19 protein-coding genes are annotated in these 17,424 nt (G+C 72.5%); 8 read left to right on the forward strand and 11 right to left on the reverse strand.

Annotation, left to right across the window (positions count from 1 at the left end; genetic code table 11):
* Positions 1-18: 18 nt before the first annotated feature.
* On the reverse strand, positions 19-2,040 hold the full coding sequence (locus IE273_RS18325; RefSeq protein WP_189816253.1) for a beta-galactosidase: 2,022 nt from the start codon (positions 2,038-2,040) through the stop codon (positions 19-21).
* A gap of 236 nt (positions 2,041-2,276) precedes the next feature.
* Here IE273_RS18325 and IE273_RS18330 point away from each other — a divergent pair, with 236 nt between their 5' ends.
* From IE273_RS18330 to IE273_RS18345, 4 genes are read left to right on the forward strand one after another with little or no spacing between them, the layout of a single operon-like run.
* Positions 2,277-3,593 carry an ABC transporter substrate-binding protein gene (locus tag IE273_RS18330; protein WP_189816254.1) on the forward strand — a complete coding sequence of 439 codons (1,317 nt, stop codon included), beginning with the start codon at positions 2,277-2,279 and terminating at the stop codon, positions 3,591-3,593.
* Positions 3,590-4,516: a carbohydrate ABC transporter permease gene (locus tag IE273_RS18335; protein ID WP_189816255.1), complete on the forward strand. Its 927-nt coding sequence runs from the start codon at positions 3,590-3,592 to the stop codon at positions 4,514-4,516. Before IE273_RS18330 ends, IE273_RS18335 begins: the two co-directional genes overlap by 4 nt.
* Positions 4,513-5,418 carry a carbohydrate ABC transporter permease gene (locus tag IE273_RS18340; protein ID WP_189816256.1) on the forward strand — a complete coding sequence of 302 codons (906 nt, stop codon included), beginning with the start codon at positions 4,513-4,515 and terminating at the stop codon, positions 5,416-5,418. The genes IE273_RS18335 and IE273_RS18340 overlap by 4 nt, the downstream gene beginning before the upstream one ends.
* Positions 5,415-6,446 (forward strand): LacI family DNA-binding transcriptional regulator, encoded by a 1,032-nt coding sequence (locus tag IE273_RS18345; RefSeq protein WP_189816257.1) that lies wholly within the window; start codon positions 5,415-5,417, stop codon positions 6,444-6,446. The genes IE273_RS18340 and IE273_RS18345 overlap by 4 nt, the downstream gene beginning before the upstream one ends.
* Here IE273_RS18345 and IE273_RS18350 read toward each other — a convergent pair.
* Both IE273_RS18350 and IE273_RS18355 read right to left on the reverse strand, forming a co-directional pair.
* Positions 6,427-6,774 (reverse strand): hypothetical protein, encoded by a 348-nt coding sequence (locus IE273_RS18350; RefSeq protein ID WP_189816258.1) that lies wholly within the window; start codon positions 6,772-6,774, stop codon positions 6,427-6,429. The two genes, IE273_RS18345 and IE273_RS18350, sit on opposite strands and share 20 nt — an antisense overlap.
* Positions 6,771-7,145, reverse strand: coding sequence for a hypothetical protein (locus IE273_RS18355; protein WP_189816259.1), 375 nt, complete (start codon positions 7,143-7,145; stop codon positions 6,771-6,773). The genes IE273_RS18350 and IE273_RS18355 overlap by 4 nt, the downstream gene beginning before the upstream one ends.
* A 245-nt stretch (positions 7,146-7,390) precedes the next feature.
* Between IE273_RS18355 and IE273_RS18360 the strand changes: the two genes are divergently transcribed.
* Positions 7,391-7,741, forward strand: a complete 351-nt coding sequence (locus IE273_RS18360) for a VOC family protein (protein WP_189816260.1) — start codon at positions 7,391-7,393, stop codon at positions 7,739-7,741.
* A 73-nt stretch (positions 7,742-7,814) separates the two neighbouring features.
* Entirely contained in the window at positions 7,815-8,252 is a 438-nt protein-coding gene (locus IE273_RS18365) for a MarR family winged helix-turn-helix transcriptional regulator (protein WP_189816261.1), read from the forward strand.
* A 6-nt stretch (positions 8,253-8,258) separates the two neighbouring features.
* Here the strand turns inward: IE273_RS18365 and pqqB are convergent, their stop codons facing one another.
* The 6 genes from pqqB to IE273_RS18395 all read right to left on the reverse strand — a co-directional run bounded on the left by pqqB (position 8,259) and on the right by IE273_RS18395 (position 12,777).
* Positions 8,259-9,155 carry a pyrroloquinoline quinone biosynthesis protein PqqB gene (gene pqqB / locus IE273_RS18370; protein ID WP_229887278.1) on the reverse strand — a complete coding sequence of 299 codons (897 nt, stop codon included), beginning with the start codon at positions 9,153-9,155 and terminating at the stop codon, positions 8,259-8,261.
* A 179-nt stretch (positions 9,156-9,334) separates the two neighbouring features.
* On the reverse strand, positions 9,335-9,733 hold the full coding sequence (locus IE273_RS18375; protein ID WP_189816262.1) for an SseB family protein: 399 nt from the start codon (positions 9,731-9,733) through the stop codon (positions 9,335-9,337).
* Between the two features lie 328 nt (positions 9,734-10,061).
* Positions 10,062-10,649 carry a cysteine hydrolase family protein gene (locus IE273_RS18380; RefSeq protein ID WP_189816263.1) on the reverse strand — a complete coding sequence of 196 codons (588 nt, stop codon included), beginning with the start codon at positions 10,647-10,649 and terminating at the stop codon, positions 10,062-10,064.
* Positions 10,646-12,199, reverse strand: a complete 1,554-nt coding sequence (locus tag IE273_RS18385; RefSeq protein WP_189816264.1) for a purine-cytosine permease family protein — start codon at positions 12,197-12,199, stop codon at positions 10,646-10,648. Before IE273_RS18385 ends, IE273_RS18380 begins: the two co-directional genes overlap by 4 nt.
* Positions 12,200-12,287: 88 nt before the next feature.
* Positions 12,288-12,611, reverse strand: a complete 324-nt coding sequence (locus IE273_RS18390) for a DUF2795 domain-containing protein (RefSeq protein ID WP_189816265.1) — start codon at positions 12,609-12,611, stop codon at positions 12,288-12,290.
* Positions 12,612-12,621: 10 nt separating this feature from the next.
* Entirely contained in the window at positions 12,622-12,777 is a 156-nt protein-coding gene (locus tag IE273_RS18395; protein WP_189816266.1) for a hypothetical protein, read from the reverse strand.
* A gap of 175 nt (positions 12,778-12,952) precedes the next feature.
* On the opposite strand from IE273_RS18395, the gene IE273_RS18400 reads away from it, so the two are divergent.
* Together IE273_RS18400 and IE273_RS18405 are read left to right on the forward strand one after the other, a co-directional pair.
* Entirely contained in the window at positions 12,953-13,147 is a 195-nt protein-coding gene (locus IE273_RS18400; RefSeq protein ID WP_014670942.1) for a DUF2795 domain-containing protein, read from the forward strand.
* Positions 13,148-13,654: 507 nt separating this feature from the next.
* Positions 13,655-14,524, forward strand: a complete 870-nt coding sequence (locus tag IE273_RS18405) for a CAP domain-containing protein (RefSeq protein WP_189816267.1) — start codon at positions 13,655-13,657, stop codon at positions 14,522-14,524.
* Positions 14,525-14,737: 213 nt separating this feature from the next.
* On the opposite strand, the gene IE273_RS18410 is transcribed toward IE273_RS18405, so the two are convergent.
* Positions 14,738-16,840, reverse strand: a complete 2,103-nt coding sequence (locus tag IE273_RS18410) for a sigma-70 family RNA polymerase sigma factor (protein ID WP_189816268.1) — start codon at positions 16,838-16,840, stop codon at positions 14,738-14,740.
* A gap of 166 nt (positions 16,841-17,006) precedes the next feature.
* Positions 17,007-17,405, reverse strand: coding sequence for a winged helix-turn-helix transcriptional regulator (locus tag IE273_RS18415; RefSeq protein WP_189816269.1), 399 nt, complete (start codon positions 17,403-17,405; stop codon positions 17,007-17,009).
* Between the last annotated feature and the right edge of the window lie 19 nt (positions 17,406-17,424).

Below are 17,424 nucleotides of genomic sequence, written 5' to 3' on the forward strand. Positions count from 1 at the left end.
GGGCGGAGGGGAGCCGGCTCAGCCGTCGAGTCGTACGACCCGGACGGCCCCCGCCGGGACCGCGAGGCGGCCCGCGGCGCGTTCGCCCGTCAGCAGTTCGGTCCCGGGCGTGTCCAGCGACACCTTGGTGTCGTCGGCGGTGTGGTTGATGACGAAGAGGTAGGTGCCCGAGTCGCCGCGGCGGAGCACGACCTCGACATCGCGGGGGATGTCGGCGCGCGGGGCGAGACGGGCGTCGTCGGCCGCCCAGCCGATGACCGCGTCCAGGCCCCGGGCGTCGAGGCGGGTGGAGACGTACCAGGCGGTGCCCCGGCCGAGCCGGTGCCGGGTGACGGCGGGGCGGCCCGCGGTGAGCCCGTCGGCGTAGGTCCACACGGTCTCGGCGCCGCGCGGGACCAGGAACTCCGTCCACACGTCCCCGGTCAGCTCGGAGCCGTCCGGGCCGGTCAGGCGGACCCGCTCGCCCTCGAGCAGCGGCGAGAACTCCTCCACGGTGAGCCCGAGGACGTCGCGCAACGCGCCCGGGTAGGCACCCTCGTGGACGGCGTCGTGCTCGTCGACGATGCCGGAGAAGTACGACACCACCAGCGTGCCGCCGTTGTGGACGTACTCCCGGACGTTGTTCCCGGCGGCCTCCGTCATCAGGTACAGGGCCGGCACGACGACCAGGGGGTATCCGGACAGGTCGGCCTCGGGGTGGGCGAAGTCGACCGTGAGGTGGCGGTCGTAGAGCGCCTCGTAGAAGGAGTCGGCGCGCTCGCGCGGGTCGTGGTCCTCGCTGGGCCGCCAGGCGAGGGTCTGCGCCCACCAGGACTGCCAGTCCCACAGCATGGCCGCGTCGGCCTCGGTGCGGGTGCCCCGGATCTCGCTCAACTCACCCACGCGGGCGCCGAGTTCGACCACCTCGCGCCAGACGCGGGTGTCGGTGCCGCCGTGCGGCAGCATCGCCGAGTGGAACTTCTCGGCGCCGCGCCGGGACTGGCGCCATTGGAAGAACATCGCGCCCTCGGAGCCGCGCGCCACGTGCGCGAGGGAGTTGCGGGCCATCTGGCCGGGGGCCTTGGCGGGGTTGCGGGGCTGCCAGTTGACGCCCGAGGTGGAGTGCTCCAGCAGCAGCCAGGGCGCGCCGCCGGCGACGGAGCGGGTGAGGTCGGCGGCCATCGCGAGGTTGACGTGGGTACGGCGGCCGTCGGTGATCAGATAGTGGTCGTTGGTGACGAGGTCGACCTCGCGGCCCCACGCCCAGTAGTCCATGGAGTCGCACTGGCTGAGCGCGGTCATGAAGTTGGTGGTGACCGGGACGCCCGGCGAGAGGCGGTGCAGGATGTCCCGCTCGGCGCGGAAGTTCTCCCGGATGGTGGCGTCGGCGAAGCGGTGGTAGTCGAGGGCCTGGCCCGGGTTGCCGACGGTCGGGGTGGCCCGGGGCGGGTTGATCTGCGCGAAGTCGGTGTAGCGCTGGCCCCAGAAGGCCGTGCCCCAGGCCTCGTTGACGGCCTCCACGCTGCCGTAGGTGTCCGCGAGCCAGCGACGGAAGTGGGCTGCGCAGGACTCGCAGTAACAGGCCGAGACGGGGACGCCGTACTCGTTGTGGACGTGCCACAGGGCGAGTGCCGGGTGGTCGCCGTAGCGCTCGGCGAGCCGGGTGGTGATGTTCGCGGCGGCGGCGCGGTAGTCGGTGTTGCTGTGGCAGATCGCCCCGCGTGAACCGAACTCGTAGCGCGTGCCCTCGGCGGTGACCGGCAGGGCCTCGGGGTGGGCCCGGTAGAACCAGGCGGGCGGCACCACGGTGGGCGTGCCGAGGTCCACGCGGATGCCGTTCCCGTGCAGCAGGCCGATGACCCGGTCGAGCCAGCCGAAGTCGTACTCCCCCGGCGCCGGCTCCAGCAGCGCCCAGGAGAAGATCCCGACGCTCACCATCGTGACGCCGGCCTCCCGCATCAGCCTGACGTCTTCCTGCCAGACGGATTCCGGCCACTGCTCGGGGTTGTAGTCCCCGCCGAAGGCGAGCCTGGTGAGGCCCCTGGGGCTGGTGTCCGGCATGGATCTCTCCCGCGAAATCGATCATTTGGGAACGTGCACACACATCCTTGGCGGTGCAAGCCCAACATAACCGCACAGCAACAACCATTGACAAGTGTCCGGGATGTTTCTCTACTGTGAACGCTCACAGAAGCATGGCAGGGGCTCTCGCGCTGCGAGCGCCCGGGTCATGTGAACGTGCACATCTGCATGGCAGGTCCCCGCAGCGGGCGGGGACCCAGGTCAGGGGAGAAACCATGCCGCACACGAAGCGCCGTCGCCTCGTGACAACCGCCCTCGCCGTGTCCCTCGGCGCCACCGCCCTCGCCGCCTGCGGTTCCGGGGACGGCACCGAGGCCGAGTCGGGTCCCGTCTCGCTCACGTACTGGACCTGGACACCCGGCATGGACAAGGTGGTGGACCTGTGGAACAAGGGGCCGGGGAAGAAGGACCGGATCACCGTCACGGTGAAGAAGCAGGCGTCCGGCGACACGCTGATCACCAAGATCCTCACCGCGCACAAGGCGAAGAAGGCCCCCGACCTGGTGCAGGCCGAGTACCAGGCGCTGCCGACGCTGGTCAGCAATGACGCGCTGGCCGACATCTCCGACGAGGTCGACGACGCCAAGGACAAGTTCGCCGAGGGCGTCTGGCAGCAGACCACGCTCGGCACGGACGCGGTCTACGCGGTGCCGCAGGACATCGGGCCGATGATGTTCTACTACCGCGAGGACCTGTTCAGGCAATACGGCCTGAAGGTCCCCACGACCTGGGAGCAGTTCGCCGAGACGGCCCGCCGGCTGAAGCAGAAGGCGCCGGACAAGGACCTGACCACCTTCTCCGCCGGCGACTCCGGTCTCTTCGCGGGTCTCGCCCAGCAGGCCGGCGCCAAGTGGTGGACCACCTCCGGCGACAAGTGGAAGGTCGGCATCGACGACGCCGCCACCCGGAAGGTCGCCGACTTCTGGGGCGGCCTGGTCAAGGAGGGCGTCATCGACAACCAGCCGATGTACACCCCGTCCTGGAACAAGGCGTTGAACACCGGCAAGCAGATCGCCTGGGTGAGCGCCGTGTGGGCGCCCGGCACCCTGACCACGGCGGCGCCGGACACCGAGGGCAAGTGGGCCATGGCCCCGCTCCCCCAGTGGTCGGCCGACCAGGACGTCACCGGCAGCTGGGGCGGTTCCTCGACTGCGGTGACCACCGACTCCGCGCACAAGGAGGCCGCCGCCGAGTTCGCGGCCTGGCTGAACACCGACCACGACGCCCTGAACGCGCTGGCGAAGGAGGGCGGCATCTACCCGGCCTCCACCTCGGCCCAGCTCAGCGGCGCCTTCTCCAACCCGCCGGCGTACTTCTCCCACCAGGCGGACTTCTACACCAAGGCCGCCGGCATCGCGAAGACCACCGCGCCGTCCGCGTGGGGCCCGAACGTGAACGTCGCCTACACCTCCTTCAAGGACGCCTTCGGCCCAGCCGCCAAGAACAAGTCGGACTTCACCGCCGCCCTGCGGAAGGTGCAGGACGACACGGTCGCCGACATGGAGAAGCAGGGCTTCGAGGTCGCTCGGTGAGCGGCTCCACCAGCCGGAGGTCGTACGGGGTCAAGGGGGCCCCGTACGGCTTCCTCCTCCCCGCCACGGTCCTGTTCGCCCTCTTCTTCGCGCTGCCCATCGGCTACGCGGTCTGGCTCAGCTTCCGCAAGGTGCGCGTCTCCGGGCTCGGCCTGGGGTCGGGTGCGCGGAAGGAGGTGTGGGCCGGCTTCGAGAACTACACCGGGGCCTTCCGGGACAGCGAACTGCTGCACGGCGCGCTGCGCGTGCTCGGCTACGGCTGCATCGTCGTCCCGGTGATGCTCGGCCTCGCGCTGCTGTTCGCGCTGATGCTGGACTCCGAGAAGGCGCGGCTCGCCCCGTTCACCCGGCTCGCGATCTTCCTGCCGTACGCCATCCCCGGCGTGGTGGCCGCGCTGCTGTGGGGCTTCCTGTACCTGCCGGACGTCAGCCCGTTCTACTTCGTGCTCGACAAGCTGGGCCTGCCGCAGCCGGACCTGCTGGACGGTGGTCCGCTCTACCTCGCCCTGTCGAACATCGCGGTCTGGGGCGGCACCGGCTTCAACATGATCGTCATCTACACCTCGCTGCGGTCCATCCCGGCCGAGGTCTACGAGGCGGCCGAGCTGGACGGCGCCACCCCGTTGCAGGTCGCGCTGCGGATCAAGATCCCGATGGTGGCGCCCTCGCTGGTGCTGACCTTCTTCTTCTCGATCATCGCGACGCTCCAGGTGTTCAACGAGCCGACCACCCTGAAGCCCCTCACCAACTCGGTCAACACGACCTGGAGCCCGCTGATGAAGGTGTACCAGGACGCCTTCGGCCGGAACGACATCTACTCGGCGGCGGCCGAGGCCACGCTGATCGCCGTGGTCACGCTGCTGCTGTCGTTCGGCTTCCTGCGGGCCGCGAACCGCCGTAACAAGCAGGAGGCAACGGGATGAGCACCCTCGCCGTCCGCAAGGCGGCCCCGGCCGCCGGCACCACCCCGGGTACCGCGCAGGGCCCTCCGCTGCGCCGCCGGATCGCGCTGATCCCGACGGTCACGCTGCTGCTCGGCGCGGTCTACACCCTCCTCCCGGTCGCCTGGGTGGTGATCGCGTCGACGAAGTCCGGGCACGAGCTGTTCTCCACGTTCACCTTCCTGCCCGGCACCGGCTTCGCCGACAACCTCAAGGACCTGAACGCCTACCGGAGCGGGATCTACTGGGAGTGGATGGGCAACTCCGCCCTGTACGCCGGTCTCGGCGCCCTGCTGTCCACCGCCGTCTCGGCGTTCAGTGGCTACGCGCTGGCGACCTACCGCTTCAAGGGCCGCGAGGCGATGTTCAACGTCCTGCTCGCGGGCGTCCTGATGCCGCCGGTGATCCTCGCGATCCCGCAGTACCTGCTGCTGGCGAAGGCCGACCTCACGGACTCCTACCTGTCCGTGCTGCTGCCGCAGATCCTCTCCCCGTACGGCGTCTACCTGGCCCGGATCTACGCCTCCGCCGCCGTGCCGGCCGACGTGGTCGAGGCCGGGCGGATGGACGGGGCGAGCGAGTGGCGGATCTTCACCCGGATCGCGCTGCCGATGATGATCCCCGGCATGGTCACGGTGTTCCTGTTCCAGTTCGTCGCGATCTGGAACAACTTCCTGCTGCCGTTCATCATGCTCAGCGACGACGAGAGGTTCCCGCTCACGCTGGGTCTGTACACGCTGCTGGAGCAGGGCGCGAACACGCCCGCGCTGTACACCCTGGTGATCACGGGTGCGTTCCTCGCGGTGCTCCCGCTGATCGCCCTCTTCCTGGTCATCCAGCGCTTCTGGAGCCTCGATCTGCTGTCCGGGGCCGTAAAGTCATGACCATGAGCAATACGGGGGGCCGGCGCAGACCGCCGACGATCCATGACGTGGCGCGCGAGGCCGGCGTCTCGCGCGGCACCGTCTCGCGTGTGCTCAACGGCGGCCACTATGTCAGCCCCGCCGCCCAGGAGGCGGTCAACGCCGCCATCCGCAGGACCGGGTACGTCGTGAACCGGCACGCCCGTTCGCTGATCACGGGCCGCTCCGACTCGGTGGGCTTCCTGCTGACCGAGCCGCAGGAGCGGTTCTTCGAGGACCCCAACTTCAACGTCCTGCTGCGTGGTTGCACCCAGGCGCTGGCCGCGCACGACGTCCCGCTGCTGCTGATGCTGGCGGGCACCGAGGACGAACGGCGGCGCATCACGCGGTACATCACCGCCGGGCACGTCGACGGGGTGCTGCTGGTCTCCAGCCACTCCGGCGATCCGGTCGCCGAGGAGTTGCGGGAGGCGGGCGTGCCGCTGGTGGCGTGCGGAAAGCCGATCGGGCTCGGCTCGAAGGTGAGTTACGTGGCCGCCGACGACCGGGACGGCGCCCGGGACATGGTCCGGCACCTGCTGTCGCTGGGGCGGCGCCGGATCGGGGTGGTCACCGGCCCGCTGGACACCCCGGGTGGTGTGGAGCGGCTCGCCGGGTACCGGGAGGTGCTCGCCGAGGCGGGCATCGCGGCCGACGAGCGGCTCGTCGTCCCCGGCGACTACAGCCGGGCCAGCGGTGAGGCGGGCGCGGAGCGGCTGCTGGCGCAGGCGCCGGACGTGGACGCCGTGTTCGTCGCCTCCGACCTGATGGCGCAGGGCGTGCTGGCGGCCCTGCACCGGGCCGGGAAGCGGGTGCCCGAGGACATCGCCGTCGGCGGTTTCGACGACTCGCCGGCGGCGACCGCCGCCACCCCCACGCTCACCACCATCCGGCAGCCGTGGGACCGGATCAGCAACGAGATGGTGCGGGTGCTGCTCGCCCAGATCGGCGGTGAGGACCCGGCGGCGGTGATCCTGCCGACGGAGCTGGTCAAGCGCGACTCGACGTGACGCCGGGTGCGCTCCGGCGTACCTCCCGGCAGGTGACCCGCGACGACGCGCCGTACGGCAGCACGGCGGTCCGCGCACCGGTGACGGTGCCGTCCAGGCACAGGTGCCCGCCCATGATCCGCAGGTCGAGCGTGAAGCCCACACCGCCGGCGGACCGCCGGGGACCGTCGACGCGCTCGTCGAGGTGACCGAGGCCGCGCAGTGCTTCCTCGACCTGGTCCGGGGTGGGGTCGGGCGTCTTCCCCAGGGCGTCGGTGATCCGGCGGGTGCGGGCGCGGGCCGCGCACTTCTCGACGCCGCTCAGTGCAACCTCCGCACGGGGGTTCACGGGGGAGCCGGTGGCATCCGGGACCGGGGCGGGGTGCCGGGGAGCGTGGGCAGGGGCGTGGGCACGGTCCTCGGCCGTCCCGGCTCGGACGGCTCGGGCGCGACGGTGGCCGGCGCCCGCGGCACGCACGGCGCCTCGACGGAGTCGAGCAGTTCCATGAACGCGACGAACCCGGGGCCCTCCAAGGGGGTGCGGGCGGCCACGGACCGGCCGCCGGCGCCGTCCTTCCCCTCCTGCTCACCGCCCGCTCGTTCGCTGCCGCACGCGGCGAGGAGCAACGCGCACAGGGCGAGCGGCACCGCGCGGCTGCCGACGCGGGTGGGCCGAGCCGGGCGCGCGGCACGGGTACGTGTGCTGAGGAGTGGCTTCATGCCGGCAGTCTCGGCTGCGTGGGGTTCCCCGGCATGAGTACGGCTACTCAGGTACGGCCCCCAGGTGTGCGTGCGACGTTCCGGCGGGACGTCGCCGGTGCGTTCCGGCGGGACGTCGTCGGTGCCGGCGAGCTGGTCCATCCGGAAGCGGTCAGGATCGAAGAAGCCGCGGCGGGCTGCCCGGCCCTAGCGTGAGAGCACCGACGGGGAACCGTCGGGTCCCGCGTCTCGAAGGAGTGAGCACCATGACCGCCGGCCTGCGAACGATCATCTACCCGGTGAAGGACCTGGACCGCGCCAAGGCCCTGTTCGGCGCGCTGCTGGGCGTCGAACCGTACGCGGACGAGCCGTACTACGTCGGCTTCAAGGCCGCCGGCCAGGACGTCGGCCTGGACCCGAACGGGCACGCCAAGGGCATGACCGGGCCGGTGCCGTACTGGCACGTGACGGATCTGCGGGAGCGGCTCGCGGCGCTGCTGGCGGCGGGCGCCGAACTGCTCCAGGACGCGCAGGACGTCGGCGGCGGCCGGCTGATCGCCTTTGTGAGGGACCCCGACGGCAACCTCGTGGGGCTGCTCCAGGACCCGGCGGCCTGACGTCGCCACGGCCCCTGCGCCGAGCACTAGTTGCACACTCAACGATTGGCTGGATCGGTGCTACCGTGCGGGTATGGCAGGCACGACGGCCGAGACCCGGCTCGAAGAACGCTGGCGGGACATCCTCGCGGTGCACGCACGCACGATGTGCGAGATCGACCGCGCCCTGCATCCGCACGGACTGGGCGCCAGCGACTTCGAGGTGCTGGACATCCTGGCGACGCAGTCGCCCCGGCAAGGTGACCAGTGCCGGGTGCAGAACCTGGTCGGCCGGGTGCACCTCAGCCAGAGCGCGCTGTCCCGGCTCATCGGCCGGCTGGAGAAGGACGGCCTGGTGGAGCGCTCGGTGTGCGCGGAGGACCGGCGCGGGGTGTGGGTGGCGCTCACTCCCAAGGGCCGGGCCCTGCACGCCGAGGTGCTGCCGGTGCAGCGGACGGTCCTGCGGCGGATGCTGGCCGGACAGGAGGGCCCGCGCCACGAGGCCCACCCTGGGGAACCGCCGGCCGTCTAGACGCGTCTAGACCACCAGCTCGGTCCCGTCCGGCAGGATCTCCGCGCCGTATGCGGCCACACGCGCGCGTGCGGGTGAGGCGGGGTCGAGGAGCGGGTTGGTGTTGTTGAGGTGGGTGTAGATCCGGCGCGCGCCGGGATGCCGGGCCAGCGCGGCGAGGGAGCCCTGGGGACCGGTGACCGGCAGGTGGCCCATGGCGGCCTGCCCGGCGCCGGAGCGCACCGCCGTGCCCATCTCGTCGGCGGCGAAGAAGGTGCCGTCCAGCAGGACGCAGTCGGCCTCGGCGCACAGCCCGTCCAGTACGGGGCTCCAGGCGCCGACGCAGGGCGCGTACACCAGCACTCCCCCGGTGGCCAGGTCCTCGACGCGGTACGCCGTCACCCACGGTCCCGGCGGCTTGGACGCCTGGTCCGGTACGTACTTCGGGACCTTCACCCCGACCGGATGGGCGGTCACCACGAGTCCCCCGGCCAGCACGAAGCCGCCGTCGGCCAGGCTGTCGGCCCACTCCCAGGGGGCATAGCGGTCCAGGGCGGCGCGGGCGGGGGCGAGGGCGCCGTGCACCGGGGGCGCGGCGTAGATCTTCAGGCCCGCCGCCCCGCGCAGCTCGGTCAGGCCCGTCACGTGGTCGGCCTCGGCGTCGGTGAGCAGCACTCCGCGCACCGGGGTTTCGCGGGGTCCGGGGCCGGGCCACAGGGTTCGGGTCGCGGCGAGCTGCGTGCGCAGGTCGGGGGAGGCGTTCAGCAGCCACCAGTCGCGGCCGTTGCCGGTGACGGCCGCGCAGTCCTGTGTGCGGGAGGGCAGCCTGCCGTCCCGGGCCGCGGCGCACAGCGCGCAGGCGCAGTTCCACTGTGGGAAGCCGCCCCCGGCGGCGGTGCCCAGCAGGACGACCTTCACGACCATCGGCTCCTTCGCGCTCGCCCGACTCGTCCCCCGACTGGGATCTTCCCGCGGAAGAGCCGGTGACCACCGGCGCCGGGGAGCACTTCCGGCCGTAGTGGACGGGGACGCCTTGGTGCGCGCGCGGGTGCGCGCGGTGTGTGGGCGTGCGCGGGGCTCGCGCGCCCCTCAGGGGCGCCGTATCACCGGACCAGCAGGGCGCGCACCCCCTGTGAGGTGAGGGTCAGCCCGTGCGCGGAGCTGCCGTCGATGGCCAGGGAGAGGTCCCCCTCGGGCCACTGGGCGGCGAGCGCGCCGAGCGGGATCAGGCGGTAGCGCGAGACGAACGGCAGCAGCTCGGCCATCTCGCCCTCCGTGGTGAACACCGGGACGACCGGGTCGCCCCCGGGCTGTTCCAGGACGGGCAGGGCCACCGTCGAGGTGTCGGCGCCTTCTCCGTCCACCGCGTCGTCCGGTACGGGGACGAGTACGTCACTGTGGGCGAGGGTGTCCAGGGCGGTCTGGTCCTCGGCGTTCTCGGCCAGCGCGTCCAGTGCCTGCTGGGCCGGCGTCGGCTGGGCGTCGTGTGCGGGTGTCTCCATGGCTGATCCCCAGGTAGCGGTGGTCGTACGGGCCGCCCGGGCGGGCTGGTGCCCGGACGGGCTCCCGCCTCGCGTACCCGGTGGGGTCCCCGGCATGCGTGGGGATCGGCGGGAGGTCCGGTGACGAGGCGGTGGACCGGGCGGCGAGCGCGGAACGACCAGGTGAGCGCCGAAGGGACCAGTACCGCTGATCGGCACCTGCGCCCGCGAGTCCCGCTCTGGCGTGGCCGCATGCCGATGCGACCCTGGTTCCGCGACGCCAAGCTGGGGATCTTCGTCCCCTGGGGCGTCCACGCCGTGGACGGAGTCCCTGAGTCCGGGACGCCGGTCATGGCCCGGCCTGCGCGAGCAGGTCGTCGATGGTGGTGACCCGGATCAGCGGCCGGTACAGCTCCATGATCTGAAGGGCCTTGACGTGGGAGTCGTCGTCCACGCCGACGCAGGCGTCCGCCACGACCAGCACCTCCGTGCCGGCGTCCGCGGCGGCGAGGGCGGTGGAGAGCACGCAGCATTCGGTGCTGACGCCGGCCAGCACCAGGCGGCCGTCGGGGGCGGTGCGGGCGGCGAGTGCGGGGGTCCATTTGCCGAAGGTGGTGGCGTCGACGACGTGGTCCGCGAGACCGGCGAACTCGTCGGTCAGCGCCCAGAGCCCGGCGTCCGGGGGCCGGCGGGCGAAGGGCCAGCGGTCGTAGTAGGCGCGCCAGGCGCCGGCCGGTCGCTCCGGGGCCAGGAAGCGGGTGAAGGTGACGCGGCCGGCGAAGGCCGGCAGCAGGGCGCGTACGCCGGCTGCCGCGTCGGCGTATCGGGGGGTGGCCCAGGGGCTCGCCGGGTCGGCGAACACGCGCTGCATGTCGATGACGGCGAGATGGCCGGGGCTCCTGCGGCGGGTCCGGGCGTCGGGGTGTCCGGCGGTCATGGGTTCAGCACCCCGTCGTCGAGCGCCGGGCTCGGTTCCCGGGCCTCCTGGGAGCGGACCCGGGCCCGGCCCGGCAGCAGCGTGCCGAGGAAGCCGAGGCCCAGGGCGACGAGGACGCCCAGGTTGGCGTAGGCCCAGGGACCGGTTTTGCCGCCGAGACCGAACGGCTCCAGCAGGTAGCCCTGCCAGGTCAGCCAGCGCGCGGCACCGTTGGTGACCAGGCCCCAGCCGACGGCAGTGGCGGCGAGGGTGAGGACCAGCGGGCGCAGGGGGACGTCGCCGTAGCGGCCGTGCGGGCGGAACAGGTCGCCGTCGTCGTAGTCGCGGCGGCGCAGGGCCAGGTCGGCGAGCATGACCCCGGCCCAGGCGGCGATGGGCACGCCGAGGGTGGTGAGGAAGCCCATGAACTGGGCGAGGAAGGTGTCGGCGAAGAACACGATGTAGATCGCGCCGGCGATCATCAGCACGCCATCGAAGAACGCGGCCAGATAGCGGGGCACCCGCAGGCCGGCGGAGAGCAGGGCCAGGCCGGAGGAGTAGATGTCGAGGACCGCGCCGCCGACCAGGCCGAGAACGGCGACCAGGGCGAACGGCACCAGGAACCACGTCGGCAGGAGCGTCGCCAGCGCCCCGATCGGATCGGCCGCGATGGCCTTGCTCAGCTCCGCGGAGGAGCCGGCCAGCAGCAGGCCGAAGACCAGCAGGACGAGCGGGGCCAGGGAGGCGCCGAAGGCGGTCCAGCCGATCACGCCCCGGCTGGAGGAGTCGCGGGGCAGATAGCGGGAGTAGTCGGCGGCGGCGTTGACCCAGCCGAGGCCGAAGCCGGTCATCATGAACACCAGGGCGCCGATGAACTCCTGCGCCGAGCCCGCCGGGATGGCGTCCACCGTGCTCCAGTGGACGTGGTCGGCGACGAGGACGACGTAGACGATCGTGAGCGCGCCGGTGATCACGGTGATCCAGGTCTGCAACCGCATGATCAGGTCGAAGCCCATGACCCCGCCGACGACGGTCAGGGCGGCCACCACCATGAGGGCGACCGCCTTGGTCTCGGTGCCGCCGCCCCAGCCCAGGCTGTCGAAGACGGTCGCGGTGGCCAGCGTGGCGAGCGCGGTGAGGACGGTCTCCCAGCCGACGGTGAGCATCCAGGAGATCACGGACGGCAGCCGGTTGCCGCGCACGCCGTAGGCCGCCCGGCTGAGCACCATGGTGGGGGCCGAGCCGCGCTTCCCGGCGACCGCCACGAAGCCGCAGAGCAGGAACGATACGGCGATGCCGAGCACGCCGGAGACCAGTGCCTGCCAGAAGGAGATGCCGAAGCCGAACGCGAAGGCGCCGTAGCTGAGTCCGAGCACGGACACATTGGCCCCGAACCAGGGCCAGAACAGGGAGCGCGGGGTGCCCCGGCGCTCCGAGTCCGCGATCACGTCGAGCCCGTGCGCCTCGACCTGGAGGGGACGGCCGGTGGCTCCGCCCTCCCGAGGGCCGGTGACTCCGCCGCCCCGAGGACCGCTGGCTCCGCCGTCGAGAGGGTCGTACGGATGCGTCATCGCCGAGCCACCTGCCCTACCTGTCCGAACGTGTTCGATCACGCTAGGTCTGCCCTCGGGGGCGTCGGGGCAAGCCCGGTACAACCGGTCAGCGGTCGAACTCCTCCTGGATCGGGGTCTTCGGCTCCTCCCGCAGATGCTGGGAGAGTCCCGGCTTGCCGCCCCGCCGTGCCTGTTCCGCCCGCTGGGCGGCGTTGGTGGCGAGGTCGGAGTCCGGGTCCACGCGGACGGACCTCGCCACGTCCGCGCGGTTGGTGTACTCCTCGGCGGGGATGCCGCGCAGGGCCTTCACGACCTCCTCGGAGGCTCCCGCCTCCCGCGCGGCCGAGACCAGCCGGTCCTTGCCGGCCGGGTAGATCACGTCCTTCAGCGCGTCCAGTACCTCTGGAACGCTGGTGTGTGCCGTGCCCATGACGCCTCCCTCACGCGTCCTCGCTCTCGTCTGTGGTCTCGTCCGTCGTCTCGTCGGCGGGGTCCTCTCCTTCCGCCTGTGACGGAGTGGTGCGGGGTGGCTGTTCGGCCTCGGGGGCGCCGGGCTCCGGTTCGCCCTCGGCCTGCGAAGGGGTGTTCTCGCTCATCGGATGCTCCTGCGTGCGCGCTGTTCCGGAGCCCCGGGTACCCGTGCGGGCGGGCCGGGACCCATCACCCGCGGAATACCTGAATCCGCTTCCGTCGGATGGGTACCTGACCAGTCCGGCGCAGCATGCGGCGTCGGCCCGATGACCCTCAACCCACTCACCGCCTGGAGGAGCCATGGCGGGTATCACCCCACCTGACCTGCAGAAAGCCCTGTCGGGCGCGGATTACCCGGCCACTTCCGACCAGCTTCGGAAGGTCGCCGAGAACAATCACGCGCCCAAGGAGATCACCGAGCGGATCTCTCACCTCGGGAAGAAGAAGTTCGAGAACCCCGCCGAGGTCAGCAAGGCCGTCTTCCAGAACGAGTGACGGCGACCGGACGCGGGTGCGTGGCGGCCGGAGACTTCCGCTCCGGCCGCCACGCGATGGTCGGCGGGGGCACCGGGTGGAACTGCCACAGGCGCGCCCGCTTGAGGAGAGGGCCGGGAAGGGCCGCCGGCCTGTTTCGCGGCCTTTGCGGCACGGCGACCCGGCAAGAAGTGACATCCGTCACGGCGGAGTCGGCGACTAGGCGGGACGGGTAGTAGATGCCGCTCCCGCGACATATGGGATTTGTCCGGCTTGCCGTGGGCACGCGTGGCGGTTCGCGCGATGGCACGCGTGCGACTCGGCACCTGACCTCTTCCCCCGCCCCGCGCACGCTTCTGACGGGCCGACAGTCTTTCGCAAACGTCGCGGTCGCGAAGTCGGCATCTCTGGGCCCGTCTGACAAGGGCCGTGCGCGCCTACGAGGCGAGATAGGAGAAGCGCCCTTTGCACTCGGTGTGAGGCCCTCTTGAGAATGAGCGCTCCGCGATCACCGAGTGAGGTTGACGTATGGGCCAGCACCGCAAGACCAAGCACTACCGGCGAATAGTCGTCACCGCCGCCGCCGTCGGCGCCGTGGGCGTGCCGTCCGTCGCCCTGGCCTGTTCCGAGTGGCCGTCCGGCACGGACGACCCGGCGCAGACCACCGCGACGAGCGCACCCGTGGGGCAGTGGCAGTACGTGCCCAGAGATCACGACAGCAACGCCTACGCCACCGGAGCGCCGCTGACCATCGCGCCGGAGACCGGCGCGCCGCCCACGCCCCGGGCCACGACGCATCCGGCGACCCGGCCGAGCACGCCTTGGCACACCAAGCAGAACGCGCCTTCGCAGCAGAAGAAGGCCGTGGCCCACCAGACCTGGCGGACCGCAGCGCCCGGCACCCCTGAGGCCGCCGCCCCCGCCGCCCCCGCCGCGACCGCCACCGCCGCCGCGCCCGCGCCCGCCACCGCTTCCGCGGCCCCCGCCGCGCCGAGCAGCCCGGCGCCCACCGCCACGGCGTCCGGGGTCACCGCCGACATCGTGCGGCTCGTGAACGCCGAGCGCGCCAAGGCCGGTTGCCAGCCCCTGACCCTCAACTCGACGCTGACCAAGGCCGCGCAGGCCCACAGCGACGACATGGCGGCCCACCAGAACATGTCGCACACCGGGTCCGACGGCTCGTCCCCGGGCGACCGCATCACGCGGGCCGGCTACACCTGGAGCAGCTACGGCGAGAACGTCGCCTACGGCTACAGCACGGCGGACCAGGTCATGGCGGGGTGGATGTCCAGCCCGGGCCACCGGGCCAACATCCTCAACTGCGGGTTCAAGGAGATCGGCGTCGGTCTCGCCCAGCCCGGCAGCTACTGGACCCAGGACTTCGGCACGTCCCGCTGAACGTCGGCCCGCTGAACGTCGGCGGGCGGGGCGTCGGCGGCGCGGCCGTACCGGTTGCCGTGCCGCCGCCCAAGCGCCTTGCGGCGTACCGGGACAGGAAGCCGCTCAGCCGGTGAACACGACCGGGCGGCGCACCACGGCCGGCGCGTTCACCGACGCTCTCCGTCGCCTTCGGGCACACGCCGGGCAGTGTCCCCCGCCGCTGACCGGGGCTCAGAGCCTGGCGCCGAAGGCCTGGGTCCACCAGGGGCCGCCCGAGCCGTCGTGGACGCCCACGCCGATGTCCTTGAACGCGCAGTTCAGGATGTTGGCGCGGTGGCCGGGGCTGTTCATCCAGGAGTCCATCACCGCCTGCGGGGTCTGCTGGCCCTTCGCGATGTTCTCGCCGTACGTGGACCAGCGGTAGCCCGCAGCGGTGATGCGCCCGCCGGGGCCGTCGCCGTCCGGGTCGGTGTGGTCGAAGAAGCCGCGGGCGGCCATGTCGTCGGAGTGGCCCTGGGCGGCCTTGTCCAGTTGGGGGTCCTCGGCGACCGGGCCGCATCCGGCGGCGGCGCGTTCCTTGTTCACCAGCGCGACCACCTGGGCCACCGTGCCGGTGGGCGCCGGCTGCGCCTGCGGGGTACGGGAGGCGCGCGGAGTCGTGGGCGCGGCCGGCTCGGTCCGGGGAGCGGCGCTCTTCCGCGTGGGGCGGGGGCTCTTGGAGGCGCTCGGCTTCTTCTTCGTGGGGGACGGGGACGGCGACGCCGAGGGCGACGAGGAGGTCTCGACGGCGCTGGGTTCCGCGAGGTCCACGACGGGGGCACCGGCGGTCCGCGCGGCGGTCGCCTCCCTGGTCCGCGCCGGTCCGGAGCCGGTGCCGAAGTACCAGAGGCCGCCGCCGGCCACACAGACCGCCACCACGGCACCCCCGACGGCCCGGCGCCGGACCCGCCGCCGTCGCCGCGCCTCGTCGCGCCCGCTCGTACGACGGCGAGAGACCGCCCGGAGCCCGACGGGGGCCGCGGGGTCGCTGCCGCCGACGCCTGCTCCGGCGCTGCCGGCGTCCGCCCCGCCCGCGCCCGGCTCCGACTCAGCGCTGCCCATATACGACTCAGCGCTGCCCGGATTCGATCCGGGGGCCGCGTGAGCCGACCCGGTGGCGGTCGCCTGTTCCGACCCGGTGGCGGTCGCCCGTTCCGGCCCCGCGGTCCCGTGACCCGAGCCGAAGGTCCCGTGATCCGCCCCAAAGGTGCCATGGGCCGGCCCGAAGGTCCCGTGGTCGGACACAGAGGTCCCGTGGCCCAACCCGAAGACCCCGTCACCCGGCCCGACGGCGCCCTGGTCCAAGCTCACGGCACCCTGGTCCGAACCCACGGCGCCCTGGCCGGCCCCGGCGGCGCCATGGCCCGGTCCCGTCGCCCCGAGATCCCAGCCGGACGCGCCCCCGTCCGACCCGGCGGTGCCGTAACCCGGCCCGCCGGCCCCCGCGTTCGTGTCCGGGCCCAGGTGGGTCGGCTGAGGAGCGGCTCCCGCGGTCAGGGTGGCCGTCGCCGAGCGTGTCGTCGCGAGGAGCGTCGACGACACCGCGACCAGCGCCAGCCCGGCCAGCAGGCCCTCCGCCGGCAGCAGGCCGCTCCACAGGCCGCCGCAGCGCTGGCACGCGCGGGCGTGCCGGGCTATTCGCTTGCGCCACAGGGCGGAGGGCAGCCCGTCCCAGGAGGCCAGCAGGGCGCGCAGTTCCTCGCAGGCGGGCCGCGTGTCCAGCGCCCGCACCACCACCCGGGCCGCCTCCAGCCGCGCCTTCATCCGCTGCACCCGTACCGCCGTGTGCTGCGGCGGCACCCCGAGGGCCGCGGCGACCTCCGCCCGGGTCAGCTCACCGGCGCACTCCAGCCACCACAGCGAGAGCACCTCCCGGTCGTCCGGCTCCAGCCAGCGCGTGGCGCGCGCGGTCTCCTGGCGCTGGCCGGAGAGCTGGAGCCGGACGATGGTCAGGTCCACGAAGTCGGCGCCGGGGTCGGCGACGTCGCCGCTCTCCTCCACGGCGTCCGGGGCGAGTCGGCGGTCCTGCCAGTGCGCCCGGACCCGGTTCATCGCGATGGCCACGAGCCAGGAGCGGAAGCTCTCCGGGGACCGCAGGTCGCCGAGCGAGCCGAGGGCCCGGAGCATGGTCTCCTGGACCACGTCGTCGACGTCGACCGAACCGTTCAGGGCCCGCCCCACGATGTTGTACACCAGCGGGAGGTAGGCGCCGACCAGGGCGTCCTGGGCCGCCGGGTCCCCCGCTCGGGCGGCGTTCACCAGTGCCGCCGGATCCACCGTGTGCTGTGTCCTCATCAGAGCTTCCCTGTCCTCGACGCCGAACGATGCTGTCCGTTACCTGGGAGACCGCTCGGCGCGGTACCGATAACAGTTCTTCGGAAAATCGTTCGACGGGAGACTCACAGGAGCGGCGCGACGGCCGCAAGGGAGGAGATCACACCGTGGCGAACCCGGGCCCGGTTCAGGCTTCCTGACCGCCGGTCAGCTCGTTGGCCCGGTCGACCTCGGCCATGTGCTCCTCGGCCCAGTTCCGGACGGCTGCGAGAACGGTTTCGAGGGACAGTCCGAGTTCGGTGAGGCGGTAGTGCACGGCGGGCGGCACGGTGGGTTCCACCCTGCGCGCGACCAGGCCGTCCCGCGCCAGGTTCCGCAGGGTCACCGACAGCATCTTCTGGGAGACGCCGGGCATCCGGCGCAGCAGTTCGGCGAAGCGCACCTCCCCGGGGGACGCCTCCGCCAGCACCTTCACCGCCATCGACGTCCATTTCGTACCGATCCGGTCGAGCAGCCGACGGGTCGGGCACGCGGGGTCGAACAGGTCACCGCGCGGGGCGGTCGCGCCCTTGGCCTGGGAGGTCACCTGAAGCTCACCATCTGAC

This window comes from Streptomyces olivaceoviridis, assembly GCF_014650115.1.
In the GTDB taxonomy this organism is placed as follows: Bacteria; Actinomycetota; Actinomycetes; order Streptomycetales; family Streptomycetaceae; genus Streptomyces; species Streptomyces olivaceoviridis.

What these genes read in the sequence shown, in the direction of transcription:
- IE273_RS18385 (WP_189816264.1), bottom strand. Translation starts at nt 12,199, where the DNA reads ATGACGCATCCGTACGACCCTCTCGACGGCGGAGCCAGCGGTCCTCGG.
- IE273_RS18365 (WP_189816261.1), top strand. Translation starts at nt 7,815, where the DNA reads ATGGCAGGCACGACGGCCGAGACCCGGCTCGAAGAACGCTGGCGGGAC.
- IE273_RS18410 (WP_189816268.1), bottom strand. Translation starts at nt 16,840, where the DNA reads ATGAGGACACAGCACACGGTGGATCCGGCGGCACTGGTGAACGCCGCC.
- IE273_RS18355 (WP_189816259.1), bottom strand. Translation starts at nt 7,145, where the DNA reads ATGAAGCCACTCCTCAGCACACGTACCCGTGCCGCGCGCCCGGCTCGG.
- IE273_RS18405 (WP_189816267.1), top strand. Translation starts at nt 13,655, where the DNA reads ATGGGCCAGCACCGCAAGACCAAGCACTACCGGCGAATAGTCGTCACC.
- IE273_RS18375 (WP_189816262.1), bottom strand. Translation starts at nt 9,733, where the DNA reads ATGGAGACACCCGCACACGACGCCCAGCCGACGCCGGCCCAGCAGGCA.
- IE273_RS18330 (WP_189816254.1), top strand. Translation starts at nt 2,277, where the DNA reads ATGCCGCACACGAAGCGCCGTCGCCTCGTGACAACCGCCCTCGCCGTG.
- IE273_RS18380 (WP_189816263.1), bottom strand. Translation starts at nt 10,649, where the DNA reads ATGACCGCCGGACACCCCGACGCCCGGACCCGCCGCAGGAGCCCCGGC.
- pqqB (WP_229887278.1), bottom strand. Translation starts at nt 9,155, where the DNA reads ATGGTCGTGAAGGTCGTCCTGCTGGGCACCGCCGCCGGGGGCGGCTTC.
- IE273_RS18345 (WP_189816257.1), top strand. Translation starts at nt 5,415, where the DNA reads ATGACCATGAGCAATACGGGGGGCCGGCGCAGACCGCCGACGATCCAT.
- IE273_RS18390 (WP_189816265.1), bottom strand. Translation starts at nt 12,611, where the DNA reads ATGGGCACGGCACACACCAGCGTTCCAGAGGTACTGGACGCGCTGAAG.
- IE273_RS18340 (WP_189816256.1), top strand. Translation starts at nt 4,513, where the DNA reads ATGAGCACCCTCGCCGTCCGCAAGGCGGCCCCGGCCGCCGGCACCACC.
- IE273_RS18400 (WP_014670942.1), top strand. Translation starts at nt 12,953, where the DNA reads ATGGCGGGTATCACCCCACCTGACCTGCAGAAAGCCCTGTCGGGCGCG.
- IE273_RS18360 (WP_189816260.1), top strand. Translation starts at nt 7,391, where the DNA reads ATGACCGCCGGCCTGCGAACGATCATCTACCCGGTGAAGGACCTGGAC.
- IE273_RS18395 (WP_189816266.1), bottom strand. Translation starts at nt 12,777, where the DNA reads ATGAGCGAGAACACCCCTTCGCAGGCCGAGGGCGAACCGGAGCCCGGC.
- IE273_RS18325 (WP_189816253.1), bottom strand. Translation starts at nt 2,040, where the DNA reads ATGCCGGACACCAGCCCCAGGGGCCTCACCAGGCTCGCCTTCGGCGGG.